Below are 12,701 nucleotides of genomic sequence, written 5' to 3'. Positions count from 1 at the left end.
CCACAGGGAACTCGCCGCGAGCTAGCTATTGAGCGGCTTTTACTGCCGCGTAGAGCTTCTTCGCCGCGTCGGCCGGGTCGGCCTTGGGGTCGTTGATGTAGTTGGTCACCACATCGAAGAACGCGCCCTGCACGGCCAGCGTGGTGGCCATGTTGTGCGCCATGCTTGGCTGCAGGCCGCCATTCTTGGCGTCTGCGAGGAAGTCGCTGGCGGAGGACCGCGCACAGGCATCGAACCCGTACTTGCCCATGTCGGCCAGCATGTCATTGCGCACCGGGATCGACCCTTTGTTGGTGCTGAAGACCTTCTGGAAGTCCTCGCCCAGTACCTTGCGGGCAATGTCCTGCTGGCCGGCGGAGGTGCCGGCGTTGTTCTGCTTGAACACTACCAACGAGTCGATGTTGTACAGGAAGGCCTTGTCGGTGCCAGGGAACGGCACGCACTGGTAATCCTTGCCGGCGGTCTTGTTCGCCAGGGTCCATTCGCTCTTGGCCCAGTCGCCCATGATCTGCATGCCAGCCTTGCCGTTGATGACCTTGGCCGCTTCCAGGTTCCAGTCCTGGCCTTTGCCATCCGGGTCCATGTAGGTGGCAACCTTTTTCAGCTCGGTCAGCGCCTTGACCATCTGCGGGCCGGTCAGGGCCGCGCTGTCGAGTTCGACCATGGCCTTCTTGTAGCCGTCGGCGCCCATCACCGCCAGCACCACGCTTTCGAACACGGTGCTGTCCTGCCAGGGCTGGCCGCCATGGGCAAGCGGGATGAAACCGGCGGCCTTGAGCTTGTCGGCGGCAGCGTAGAATTCGTCGAGGGTAGCCGGCGCCTTGTCGATGCCGGCCTTCTTGAATACGTCGGGGTTGATCCACAGCCAGTTGGTGCGGTGGACGTTCACCGGCACGGCGACATAGTCACCGTCGTACTTCACGGCGTCGGCGACTTTCTTGTCGAGCAGCGTGTCCCACTTTTCCTCCTTGGCCACATCCTTGAGCACATCGGCGTCGAGCAGGCCGGTGGCCGCCCAGTCCTGGATGTCCGGGCCTTTGATCTGCGCGACACCTGGTGGGTTGCCGGCCACAGCGCGGCTCTTGAGCACGGTCATGGCGGTGGCACCACCACCGCCGGCAACAGCGCCGTCCTTCCAGGTGAAGCCGTCTTTCTCGACTTGTGCCTTGAGCACATCGACCGCCGCTTTTTCACCGCCCGAGGTCCACCAGTGCACCACCTCGACACTGCCTTTGGATTCGGCAGCCTGGGCACTCAGTGGGATCAACGAGGCAAAAGAGATTGCGGCAGCGAGACGGAGCGTGGAATTCATCGAAGCACCTTTCTTGTTGTTATGCCGTGCAAGTCGGTCGCTTGCGTTGCATGAAGTCTAAACAGCGTGCGTGCCCCGCCAGGTAACGAAGCGATGCGTGAATGTCATCGTTTGGTTACATTGCCGCTGACTTCATGGCCGCCGGGATTGCCACCGGGCGGTGACATTTCAGTTAACTGTGCTGGCCTCTTCGCGGGTAAACCCGCTCCCACAGGGACCTCACAGACTTCGTGGCTGGTGAGGGTCTTGTGGGAGCGGGTTTACCCGCGAAGAGGCCGGCACAGGCAGCACAAATTCTCAGTCCATGCCCCGCGGCAGATGCAGGGTCACCCGCAACCCGCCTTCGCGCAGGTTGAGCAAGCTCACCTCCCCGCCATGGCTATGGGCAATGTTGCGGGCAATCCCCAACCCCAGCCCATACCCCTGCTGCTGCCCGGCCAGGCGGAAGTGCGGCTCGAACACCTGCTCCAGCTGCTGCTGTGGCACCCCCGGCCCTTGGTCGTCCACCTGCAGCACAAACCCTTCGGCACTGTCGATGATGCGCAGCCGTGCCCGCTCGCCGTACTTGATGGCGTTGTCGATCAAGTTGCCGATGCAGCGCCGCAATGCCAACGGCTTACCCGGGTACGGCGCCAGCGCCCGGCCTACCAGGGTGATGCGGCCATCGCCCAGGTAAGGTTCGGCCAGAATCTCCAGCACCTGGTTAAGGTCGACCGGTTCGATGTTTTCGTGAATGTCGGTGTCCTTCACGCACTGCAACGCGCCTTTGACCAGCAGTTCCAGCTCGTCCAGGTCCTGGCTGAACTTGGCCTGCAGGCGCTCGTCCTCCAGCAGTTCGACGCGCAGGCGCAGCCGGGTGATGGGTGTGCGCAGGTCGTGGGAAATGGCGCTGAACAGCTGGCTGCGCTCCGTCAGGTAGCGGCTGATGCGCTCGCGCATGCTGTTGAACGCCCGGCCCACCTCGACCACTTCGCTGCCACCGCCTTCGGCCACTGGCGCCACATCAGCACCCAGCGACATCTCCCGCGCAGCCCGCGCCAGGCGCTTGAGCGGCCAGCTCTGCCAGTGCACCAGCAAGCCGATGAACAACAGCAACAAGGCGGTAGTGAGCACGATGAAGCCAATCTGCTGACGTGGCAGGCGCTCGGCCTCCAGGCTGGTATACGGCTCGGGCAGCAGCGAGGCGATGTACAGCCACTCGCCCTCGCCCAGGCGGATCTGCGTTACCAGTACCGGTGGGTTGAGCGGTTCCAGGGTCAGCGAATAATGCGCCCACGAACGTGGCAGCTCGTCGAGCTTGAGGCCGCTGTTGAAGATGCGCAGGTCATCGGGGGCGACGAACTCTACGGAAATTTCCATCTGCGAGCCGAGCCGCTCGTGCAATACCTGCTGGAACACGTCGATCACCGCCTGCTTGCGCGTGGTGATCGGCAGTACCGGCATGTCCAGTGGCTTGACATTGAGCGACACGAAAAAGCGCGTGCCCCCCATGCTGCGCAGCTGGTCGAGCACCAGCGGCCGGTAGGCCACCGGCAGCGAGCGGAAGTAGCTGACACTGGCACTCATCGAATGGGCCAGGCTGCTGGCGCTGGCGCGCAGGCCCTGCAACTGGCTGGCGCGTAACTGGGCAACCCAGATGATGCTCGACAAGCCCTGGGCCAGCAGTACCACCAACAGGGTCAGCAGCAGCATGCGCCCCAGCAACGAGCGCGGCAGCAGGCGCCAGCGCCGTTCAGGGTGCACAGCAGACATGCGCCGCCAGCAGGTAGCCGCTGCCGCGCACGGTGCGGATCAGCCGGGGAGGTTTTTCGGTATCGCGCAGACGCTGGCGCAAGCGGCTGACCGCCATGTCGACGATGCGGTCCAGTGGCATCGGCTCGCGGCCACGGGTGGCGTTGCCGATGGTGTCGCGGTCGAGGATCTGCTGCGGGTGGTCGAGGAACAGCTTGAGCAAAGCGAAGTCAGCGCCGGAGAGAATCACCTCTTCACCGTCACGATGGAACAGGCGGTGGCTGACCGTGTCCAGGCGCCAATCATCGAAAGCCAGCACAGCACTGCCTGGCGCAGCCTGGCCGAAATCGGCGCGGCGCAGCAGGGCCTTGATCCGCGCTTGCAGCTCACGGGGGCTGAAGGGTTTGCCCAGGTAGTCGTCGGCGCCCAGTTCCAGGCCGATGACCCGGTCGGTTTCGTCGGAACTGGCGGTGAGCATGATGATCGGTACCCGCGCCTGGCGCGGGTGCTGGCGCACCCAGCGGCACAGGCTGAAGCCGTCTTCGTCGGGCAGCATGACATCGAGGATGACCAGGTCGCAGGGGGTGCTTTCCAGCGCGCGGCGAAAACCTGCGCCGTCGGCTTCGGCATGCACCTGGAAGCCGGAACGGCTCAGGTAGGTTTGCAGCAGTTCGCGGATTTCCTGGTCGTCGTCGACCATCAGGATCGATTTGCCGGCAGTGCTCAAGGTGGTCCTTCCTCTTGTTTGTTACAGGTCTTGGTTGCCTGTTATTGGGGCCGCTTCGCGCCCCGTCGCGACACAAGGCCGCTCCTACAGGGACCGCGCAATGCCAGAAAGATCTGCGGTCCCCAGGAGCGGCCTTGTGTCGCGATGGGCCGCGGAGCGGCCCCTTGTCACCTATCCGTGATCCAGTGCCTGCTGCAACGCTACCCCGGCCCCCAGCAACCCGGAAAACTCTGCCGTTACCAGCCACACCGGCACGCCAGCGAAATAGCCACTCATGCAACCCTTGTCGGCAAAGCTTGTGGCGAACCCGCTACGCAGGAACAGCTCGGCAAAGCGCGGGATCACCCCGCCGACAATATAGACCCCGCCCCGCGCGCCCAGTGTCAGCACATTGTTACCGGCCACACGCCCAAGGAACCGGCAGAACTGCTCGACCACCGCCAGCGCCCGTGGCTCGCCGCCCAGCGCAGCATCGGTGATCTGCGCTGGGGAAGTGTGCCTGGGTATGTCGCCGTCCAGCGCACAGATCGCCTGGTACAAGCGCAGCAGGCCGCCACCACTGAGTACGGTTTCGGCACTGACATGGCCGATCTGACCGTGAATATGCTGATGGATCGCCGCTTCGCGGGCATTGCCCACCGGCAGGTCAACATGGCCGCCCTCGCCCGGCAAGGCCTGCCAGTGCTGCTCGCCCAGGCGCAGCAATGAACCCACGCCCAAGCCAGTGCCAGGCCCAATCACCAGCGCCGGCCGCGTTGGGTCGGCCTGGCCCGGGCACACTTCGCGGAACTCCCCCTGGCGCAGGCGGGTCATGCCCAGTGCCATGGCGGTGAAGTCGTTGATCAGCAGCAGCCGCTCCACCAGCAATGTATTGCAGAACGCGGTGCGGCTCAGCCGCCAGTGGTTGTTGGTGAAGCGGAACTCATCGCCATCGACCGGCCCGGCCACCGCCAGGCACACCGCCGCCAGGCCGCCACGGGCGATACCCTGGCCCTCCAGGTAGGCCTCGATGGCCTGCTCCGGGCTGGTGTAGTCCGCGGTGGCGAACACTTTCACTTCATGCAGCTGGTTGTCACGCCACAACGCAAAACGGGCATTGGTGCCGCCGATGTCGCCAACCAGCAGGTCCTTCATTTGAGGTTCTCCAGGGCCGAGGTGAAGGCACTGGCGCCCTGCTCTGCCGGGCTGAACGCCATGCGCATGAAGCCGAACAGCTCGCGCCCGCAACCCAGGTCGTTGCCCTGGGGCGCTGGTGGCAGGTCACGGCTGGCCAGTTCTTCGGCCGAGACCATCACCCGCAGCGTGCCTTCGACACCATCGACCCGCACGATATCACCATCGCGCACCCGCGCCAGCGGGCCGCCGTCATAAGCCTCGGGGCAAACGTGGATAGCCGCCGGGATCTTGCCCGAGGCACCCGACATACGCCCGTCGGTGACCAGCGCCACTTTGTAGCCACGGTCCTGCAGTACACCGAGGAACGGCGTGAGCTTGTGCAGTTCCGGCATGCCGTTGCAACGCGGGCCCTGGAAGCGCACCACGGCAACGAAGTCACGCTCCAGCTCGCCGGCCTTGAACGCATCGGCCAGCGACTGCTGGTCGTGGAACACCCGTGCCGGGGCCTCGACTACCTGGTGCTCGGCGGCGACAGCAGACACTTTCATCACGCCACGGCCCAGGTTGCCTTCCATCACCCGCAGGCCGCCTTCGGCCGAAAACGGCCGCGCCACCGGGCGCAGGATACTTTCGTCCAGGCTATGCTGCGGCCCTTCGCGCCACACCAGCTTGCCGTTGTCGAGGAACGGCTCCTGGGTGTAGCGGCGCAGGCCGTGGCCGGCCACGGTGTTGACGTCTTCGTGCAGCAACCCGGCGTCGAGCAGCTCGCGGATCAGGAAGGCCATGCCGCCAGCGGCCTGGAAGTGGTTGATATCGGCCTTGCCGTTGGGGTAGACGTGCGACAGGGTCGGCACCACTTCGGAGAGGTCGGCCATGTCCTGCCAGGTCAGCTGGATACCTGCCGCTTGGGCAATCGCCGGAATGTGCAAGGTGTGGTTGGTCGAGCCGCCGGTGGCGTGCAGGGCGACGATGGAGTTGACCAGCGCCTTCTCGTCGACGATTTCGCCCAGCGGCATGAAGCTGCCGCTGGCCTTGGTCATGCGCGTGACCTGCTGCGCAGCCTCGGCGGTGAGCGCATCGCGCAGCGGGGTGTACGGGTTGACGAACGAGGCCCCCGGCAGGTGCAGGCCCATCACTTCCATCACCAGCTGGTTGGTGTTGGCAGTGCCGTAGAAAGTGCAGGTGCCAGGGCTGTGGTAGGAGTTCATCTCCGACTCCAGCAGCTCTTCGCGGCTGGCCTTGCCTTCGGCATAGCGCTGGCGCACGTCGGCCTTCTGCTTGTTGGAGATGCCGGAGACCATCGGCCCACCGGGAACGAAGATGGTCGGCAGGTGGCCGAAGCGCAGTGCGCCCATCATCAAGCCGGGGACGATCTTGTCGCAGATGCCCAGCATCAGCGCGGCATCGAACATATTGTGCGACAGCGCTACCGCAGTGGACATGGCGATCACTTCACGGCTGGCGATAGCCAGTTCCATGCCCGGCTCGCCCTGGGTCACGCCGTCGCACATGGCCGGCACGCCACCGGCGAACTGGCCGACCGAGCCGACCTCGCGCAGGGCCTGCTTGATCTGCTCGGGGAAGTGCAGGTACGGCTGGTGGGCAGACAACATGTCGTTGTACGCCGAGACGATGGCTACGTTGGCAGCGTTCATCAGGCGCAGGGTCTGCTTGTCCTCGCTGCCGCAACCGGCCACGCCATGGGCGAAGTTGGCGCACTGCAGGCTGGCACGCATGGGCCCTTCACTGGCCGCGCCACGAATCAGCTGCAGGTAGCGTTCGCGGGTGGCACGGCTGCGTTCGACCAGCCGCTGGGTGACCTCAAGGATGCGCGGGTGCATGTACTGGACTCCAGGCTAATTGTAAGGGCGGTTTACCAGGCATTTCCCCTCCAAACGATTGCAGCCTAGGCTCAAGGTAAGGAGCCCGCTGCATCGGTGGAGGCACGTCGCCCAACCACTCGTTGTATGTTTAAACAAAATACTGCCACTAAAAAGGCTTTTTTTCTATCGCCCAGTGAATAATCTTGTAATTCCAACAACAAAACCGTTTCAGTGAAGCGCCTTTGTGCCACAGCTTTCACTCGGACTGCCAGAGGTACTGCCATGACCCTACGCATCGCCATCAATGGATTCGGCCGCATCGGGCGCAACGTCCTGCGCGCACTGTATACCCAAGGTTACCGCCAGGACCTGCAGGTCGTCGCCATCAACGACCTGGGAGACAGCGCCATGAATGCCCACCTGCTCAAGTACGACAGCGTGCACGGCACCTTCGACGCCACTGTCGAGGCCGACCATGAAAGCCTGACGGTCAATGGTGACCGTATCGCGGTCAGTGCCATCCGCAACCCGGCCGAACTGCCCTGGAAGGCCGAGGCGATCGACGTGGTGTTCGAGTGCACCGGGCTGTTCACCGAGCGCGCCAAGGCCGCCGCGCACCTGGCCGCCGGGGCTGGCAAGGTGATTGTCTCGGCGCCGGCCAAGGGTGCCGATGCCACCGTGGTGTATGGGGTAAACCACGACATTCTGCGGGCCTCGCACCAGGTCATTTCCAACGCCTCCTGCACCACCAACTGCCTGGCGCCGATCGCCCAGGTGCTGGACCGTGAATTTGGCATCGAGCAAGGCCTGATGACCACCATTCATGCCTACACCAATGACCAGGTGCTGACCGACGTGTACCACGGCGACCCGTACCGTGCGCGCTCGGCGACCCAGTCGATGATCCCGAGCAAGACCGGTGCCGCCGAGGCCGTGGGCCTGGTGCTGCCGGAGCTGGCGGGCAAGCTGACCGGCATGGCGGTGCGGGTACCGGTGATCAACGTGTCGCTGGTGGACCTCACCGTCAACCTCAAGCGCGAGGCCACGGCTGAGCAGGTCAACCAGCTGTTCCTTGAGGCCAGCAAACATTCCCGGGTATTGGGCTACAACGCCTTGCCGTTGGTTTCCTGCGATTTCAACCACAACCCGCTGTCGTCGATTTTCGATGCCAACCACACCCGGGCCAACGGGCGCATGCTCAAGGTGCTGGCCTGGTACGACAACGAGTGGGGGTTCAGCAACCGCATGCTGGATAACTGTCTGGCGCTGCACCGGGCAGGCTGACGACCCGGCCTTTGTGGCAGCGGCCTTGCGTCGCGATTGGGCCGCAAAGCGGCCCCCGGATTTCAGCATTTGCGCAGAAAATTCTGGGGCTGCTTTGCAGCCCAATCGCGACGCAAGGCCGCTCCCACAAAAAGCACACCAACATCAGCGCACTCACAATCTTTACCTTTTCCTAACATTTCCACACTTGACCTTCGGCATAGATGATAAGCATTATCATTAACCTTTCGTCGGCCAGGTTCCCCCGTGAGTCAGTCCCGGTTCAACTCCGTCTTCCTCGTCCAGCGCCTTACCTTGCTGCGTACCTTGCAGCGTATGGTGGGCAACCCCAGCACGGCCGAGGACCTGCTGCAGGAAACCTACTTGCGGGTGTCCCGCGCCCTGGGTGAGCGGCCTATCGAGCATATCGAGCCGTTCGTGTTCCAGACCGCACGCAACCTGGCCCTCGACCACCTGCGCGCGCGCCGGGTGCAGGCGCGCATGCTGGTCGACGACGTGCCTGACGAGGTGCTGCATAGCGTGGCCGCACCCGCCAGCAACAGCGAGGATGCCGCCCATGCCGAACAGTTGCTCAAGCGCCTCAGTGTCAGCCTCAACCAACTGAGCGAGCGCCAGCAGCGCATCTTCATCCTCAGCCGCCTGCATGGCGCCACCTACCTGGAAATTGCCGAACAACTGAATGTTTCGGCCAGCACGGTACAGAAGGAACTGAAACTGATCATGGCGATCTGCATGGGTGTAGCCGACCGCCTCAAGTGAGCCGAGAACAGGCGAGCGGTAACGCAAAGCCCTTGCCACACCCCGCCCAAGCCTTGATCATTCGCAAAAAACCATTCAAGGATTCACCGTGACCGACAGCCCCGCCCCTCGCCCGTCACCTGCCGGGCCCAACGCCCGTGCTCGTGCCATGGACGAGGCGCTGGACTGGCTGGTGCGCCTGCAATGCGCCGATGCCGAGGACACCCTGGCCTTCGAAGCCTGGCTGAGCGCGGCACCGGAAAACGCCGAGGCCTATGTCGAGGCAGAAGCACTGTGGAACGGTACGCCGCTGCACCAAGTGGCCACGCAGATGCACCAGCAGCAGCGCCGCTCGTGGCGCGGGCGCCTGCGCAGCCACTGGAAACCCCTGGCCACCGCCGCAGTGCTGCTGGTCGGGCTGTTCACCCTCGGCAACCTGCCCATGCGCCTGCAGGCTGACCACCTGACGGTGGTGGGCGAGCGCCAGCGCCTGCAGCTGGAAGAGGGCGCGAAAGTGCTGCTCAACACCAACTCGGCATTTGCCAGCGACCGCCGTGACGGGCAGCAGGTCGCCCGCCTGCTGCAGGGCGAGGCATACTTCCAGGTGCCCGAGGGCGCGCTGCTGCCGCTGGAGGTGGAGGCCGGGCCGTTGCGGGCACAGGTACGCGACACCGATTTTGCCGTGCGCTACCTCGACGGCGAGGCGCAGGTGCGGGTGCAGCGCGGCGATGTCGACCTGCAAGGCGCACGCGACCAGCGCATTCGCCTGAGTGCCGGCGACAGCATCAGCGTCGGCCCACAGGGCTTTGGCCAGCGTCAGCGCCCCGACATGCACAAGGACCTGGCCTGGGTCGACGGCCGCCTGGTGTTCGAGAACTGCCCGTTGAGCCAGGTGCTGGCCGAGGTGCGGCGTTACTACCCGGGCTGGATCATCAACCGCAATGCGCAACTGGAAGACGTTGCCGTCACCGGCAACTACCGCCTCGACCAGCCCCTGGAAACCCTGCGCGCACTGGCCCACATCACCTCGGCACAGCTGCATGAGTACCCGGCGCTGGTCATTCTGAACTGATTACACAGGCACACACATCGTTGTAGGAGCGGCTTCAGCCGCGAACACCGGCGCAGCCGGTGCCATGTACCGCGTTGGATTCTTCACGGCTAAAGCCGCTCCCACAGGTTATTCGGACCGCTTGCGAGAGCTAGCAAATTATTTTTACGCAGTCGCGCTACCCCGCCCGTCTCGTTATAGCCAATGCAACTGATTCTTGTTTGAAAACGAGAACAGCCATCACCTATAACAGTCCGCGCGTCTGGGAGCGCTTTCGATGTCCACAGGTCCTACCCGCTCGTCCACCCTTCCCCGCCGTACAGGGCAGCTCTCGCTGCTGACCTTGGCCCTGCTGGCCAGCGGCGCCTGCAGCCTGCCGGCGCTGGCCGCCGAGCCGGCCCAGGCCAGTAGCCCGCGCATGGGCGACTACCGGTTCAGCATCGGCCAGCAGCCGCTGGTATCGGCAATCAACGCCTTCAGCCAGGTCACTGGCTGGCAAGTCGGCTTCAGCGCCGAGTTGGCCGACGGCGTGGCCTCGCCAGGGGTACAGGGTTCGCTGCCGCCAGATGCCGCACTCAAGCGCCTGCTGCACGGTACCGGCCTGGGCTTTCGCAAGATCAGCAACGGCAACGTGGTGCTCGAACGCCAAACCAGCAGCAATGTGATTGCCCTGCAGCAGGTTACCGTCAGTGCCACCCGTAGCGCCCAGGACGTCAGCCAGGTGCCGAGCACGGTCAGCGTGCAGACCCGTGAGCAACTGGACCGGCAGAACGTCAACAATATCCAGGACCTGGTGCGCTACGAGCCAGGCGTGTCGGTGGCCGGCACTGGCCAGCGCAGTGGCCTGAACGGCTACAACATCCGTGGTATCGACGGCGAGCGGATCCTCACCCAGGTCGACGGCGTGTCGATCCCTGACAGCTTCTTCTATGGCCCTTACGCCCAGACCCAGCGCAACTACGTGGACCCGGAAATCGTCAAGCGCGTGGAAATCCTCCGCGGCCCGGCCTCGGTGCTGTATGGCAGCAACGCCATCGGCGGCGCGGTGAGCTACTTCACCCTCGACCCGGACGACATCATCAAGCCCGGCAAGGACGTGGGCGCCCGCCTGAAGACCGGCTACAGCTCGGCCGACGAAAGCTGGCTGACCTCTGCCACCGTCGCCGGCCGCCAAGGTGACTTCGACGGCCTGCTGCACCTGAGCCAGCGCAACGGCCACGAAACCGAGACCCACGGCAGCCACAGCGGCGACGGGCTGTCGCGCACCGAGGCCAACCCGATGGACGTGCGCACCACCAACGTGCTGGCCAAGCTGGGTTGGAACTATGCCGACGACGCACGCCTGGGATTTACCTACGAGCGCTACAAGGATGACCGCGACCAGAACATCCTCAGCGCGGTTGGCGGGCCGTTCATCAATGGCACCAATGCCATGGGCTTTTACAAAGCGCGTAATGGCAACGACACCATCACCCGCGAGCGCTTCGGCATCAACCATGAGTTCGGCCTGGAATCGCTGGTCGCCGATCATGTGAAGTGGAGCCTGAACTACCAGATTGCCAAGACCGATCAGCACACCGAGGAAATCTACGCGCCGATCACCCGCCAGGTGCTGCGTACCCGCGACACCACCTACAAGGACCGCCAATGGGTGTTCGACGCTCAGCTGGACAAAGCCTTCAGCATCGGCGCCACCGACCATCTGCTGACCTACGGCACCACCCTCAAGCACGAGAAGGTTACCGGCTCGCGTAGCGGCACCGGCACCTGCCTGGCCGTTGGCGTGGGTTGCTCGGCCGCCGGCGCCGACCGCCCGGCAGACGGCCAGGCCCTGGTCAGCGACTTCCCGGACCCGACCGTAAACACCTACAGCCTGTTCGTGCAGGACGAAATCCGCTGGAACAACTGGACCTTCATGCCTGGCGCACGCTACGACTACACGCGCATGGAGCCCAAGTTCACCGAAGAGTTCCTGCGTGGCCTGGCCTCCACCGGTACCGCGCCCACCTCTCAAGACGACTCGGACAAGAAGTGGCACCGCGTATCGCCCAAGTTCGGCCTCACCTACGCCTTCAACGACAACTACACCTGGTACGGCCAGTACGCCGAAGGCTTCCGCACCCCCACCGCCAAGGCCATGTTCGGCCGCTTCGAAAACATCGAGCAAGGCTACCGCGTTGAGGGCAACCCGAACCTTGAACCGGAGAAGAGCAAAAGCTACGAAACCGGCCTGCGTGGCAACTTCGACGCTGGCAACTTCGACGTGGCGGTGTTCTACAACAAGTACCGCGACTTCATCGACGAAGACGCCGTGCAGGGTGCCAGCCTGGAACAGACCTTCCAGGCCAACAACATCAAGCACGCCACCATCAAGGGTGCCGAGGTCAAGGGCCGCCTGAACCTCGACCACTTCGGTGCGCCGCAGGGCCTGTACACCCAGGGTTCGATTGCCTACACCTATGGCCGCAACGACGATACTGGCGAGCCACTGAACAGCGTCAACCCGCTCAAGGGTGTGTTTGGCCTGGGTTACGAGCAGCAGAACTACGGCGGCTTGCTGAGCTGGACGCTGGTCAAGCGCAAGACCCGTGTCGACGACACCACCTTCTACTCGCCCGACGGCTCGACCTCCAAGTTCCGCACCCCGGGCTATGGCGTGCTGGACCTGAGCGGCTACTACAAGGTCACCGACGACGTCACCATCAACGCCGGCCTGTACAACCTCACCGACAAGAAATACTGGCAGTGGGACTCGGTACGCAGCTACGACGGCCAGGGTGAAGCCGGTGTGACCCAACCGGCCAACATCGACCGCCTGACCATGCCAGGGCGCAACTTCGGTATCAATGTGGTGTGGGATATCTGACCGTTCCAGATTTGCATCGCCTGGGAGATCGAGCGCCGCGCGGGCGGCGCTCG

10 protein-coding genes are annotated in these 12,701 nt (G+C 64.1%); 4 read left to right on the top strand and 6 right to left on the bottom strand.

The window, feature by feature from the left end; all coding sequences use genetic code 11:
• Positions 1 to 25: 25 nt before the first annotated feature.
• The 6 genes from ABE456_RS14195 to ABE456_RS14170 all read right to left on the bottom strand — a co-directional run bounded on the left by ABE456_RS14195 (position 26) and on the right by ABE456_RS14170 (position 6,993).
• Positions 26 to 1,312, bottom strand: a complete 1,287-nt coding sequence (locus ABE456_RS14195) for an ABC transporter substrate-binding protein (RefSeq protein WP_346644475.1) — start codon at positions 1,310 to 1,312, stop codon at positions 26 to 28.
• Positions 1,313 to 1,609: 297 nt separating this feature from the next.
• Complete coding sequence (locus tag ABE456_RS14190) at positions 1,610 to 3,064, bottom strand: ATP-binding protein (protein WP_346644474.1); 1,455 nt, start codon at positions 3,062 to 3,064, stop codon at positions 1,610 to 1,612.
• The gene (gltR, locus tag ABE456_RS14185; protein ID WP_346644473.1) at positions 3,045 to 3,770 is read right to left on the bottom strand and encodes a two-component system response regulator GltR; all 726 of its coding nucleotides are present in this window, start codon (positions 3,768 to 3,770) and stop codon (positions 3,045 to 3,047) included. Before gltR ends, ABE456_RS14190 begins: the two co-directional genes overlap by 20 nt.
• A 171-nt stretch (positions 3,771 to 3,941) precedes the next feature.
• Positions 3,942 to 4,904 carry a glucokinase gene (locus ABE456_RS14180; protein WP_346644472.1) on the bottom strand — a complete coding sequence of 321 codons (963 nt, stop codon included), beginning with the start codon at positions 4,902 to 4,904 and terminating at the stop codon, positions 3,942 to 3,944.
• Positions 4,901 to 6,727, bottom strand: coding sequence for a phosphogluconate dehydratase (gene edd / locus ABE456_RS14175; RefSeq protein ID WP_346644471.1), 1,827 nt, complete (start codon positions 6,725 to 6,727; stop codon positions 4,901 to 4,903). Before edd ends, ABE456_RS14180 begins: the two co-directional genes overlap by 4 nt.
• A gap of 71 nt (positions 6,728 to 6,798) precedes the next feature.
• A complete protein-coding gene (locus ABE456_RS14170; protein ID WP_346644470.1) occupies positions 6,799 to 6,993 on the bottom strand; it encodes a hypothetical protein in 195 nt (64 codons plus the stop codon).
• On the opposite strand from ABE456_RS14170, the gene gap reads away from it, so the two are divergent.
• The 4 genes from gap to ABE456_RS14150 all read left to right on the top strand — a co-directional run bounded on the left by gap (position 6,992) and on the right by ABE456_RS14150 (position 12,648).
• Complete coding sequence (gap, locus tag ABE456_RS14165) at positions 6,992 to 7,993, top strand: type I glyceraldehyde-3-phosphate dehydrogenase (protein ID WP_346644469.1); 1,002 nt, start codon at positions 6,992 to 6,994, stop codon at positions 7,991 to 7,993. The genes ABE456_RS14170 and gap overlap by 2 nt on opposite strands.
• A gap of 246 nt (positions 7,994 to 8,239) precedes the next feature.
• The gene (locus tag ABE456_RS14160; protein ID WP_346644468.1) at positions 8,240 to 8,752 is read left to right on the top strand and encodes a sigma-70 family RNA polymerase sigma factor; all 513 of its coding nucleotides are present in this window, start codon (positions 8,240 to 8,242) and stop codon (positions 8,750 to 8,752) included.
• 88 nt (positions 8,753 to 8,840) lie between these two features.
• The gene (locus tag ABE456_RS14155; RefSeq protein ID WP_346644467.1) at positions 8,841 to 9,803 is read left to right on the top strand and encodes a FecR domain-containing protein; all 963 of its coding nucleotides are present in this window, start codon (positions 8,841 to 8,843) and stop codon (positions 9,801 to 9,803) included.
• A gap of 256 nt (positions 9,804 to 10,059) precedes the next feature.
• Positions 10,060 to 12,648, top strand: a complete 2,589-nt coding sequence (locus ABE456_RS14150; RefSeq protein ID WP_346644466.1) for a TonB-dependent receptor — start codon at positions 10,060 to 10,062, stop codon at positions 12,646 to 12,648.
• The last annotated feature ends 53 nt before the right edge of the window (positions 12,649 to 12,701 follow it).

It is taken from the genome of Pseudomonas sp. TWI929 (assembly GCF_039673335.1).
Lineage (GTDB): Bacteria > Pseudomonadota > Gammaproteobacteria > Pseudomonadales > Pseudomonadaceae > Aquipseudomonas.
Note: the sequence above shows the minus strand (reverse complement) of the source record. Positions and strands in the feature narration are given on the sequence as shown.

Excerpts from the sequence above, each read along its gene's own strand:
- ABE456_RS14195 (WP_346644475.1), bottom strand. The coding sequence starts at position 1,312 with ATGAATTCCACGCTCCGTCTCGCTGCCGCAATCTCTTTTGCCTCGTTG.
- ABE456_RS14190 (WP_346644474.1), bottom strand. The coding sequence starts at position 3,064 with ATGTCTGCTGTGCACCCTGAACGGCGCTGGCGCCTGCTGCCGCGCTCG.
- ABE456_RS14180 (WP_346644472.1), bottom strand. The coding sequence starts at position 4,904 with ATGAAGGACCTGCTGGTTGGCGACATCGGCGGCACCAATGCCCGTTTT.
- edd (WP_346644471.1), bottom strand. The coding sequence starts at position 6,727 with ATGCACCCGCGCATCCTTGAGGTCACCCAGCGGCTGGTCGAACGCAGC.
- gap (WP_346644469.1), top strand. The coding sequence starts at position 6,992 with ATGACCCTACGCATCGCCATCAATGGATTCGGCCGCATCGGGCGCAAC.
- ABE456_RS14170 (WP_346644470.1), bottom strand. The coding sequence starts at position 6,993 with ATGGCAGTACCTCTGGCAGTCCGAGTGAAAGCTGTGGCACAAAGGCGC.
- ABE456_RS14150 (WP_346644466.1), top strand. The coding sequence starts at position 10,060 with ATGTCCACAGGTCCTACCCGCTCGTCCACCCTTCCCCGCCGTACAGGG.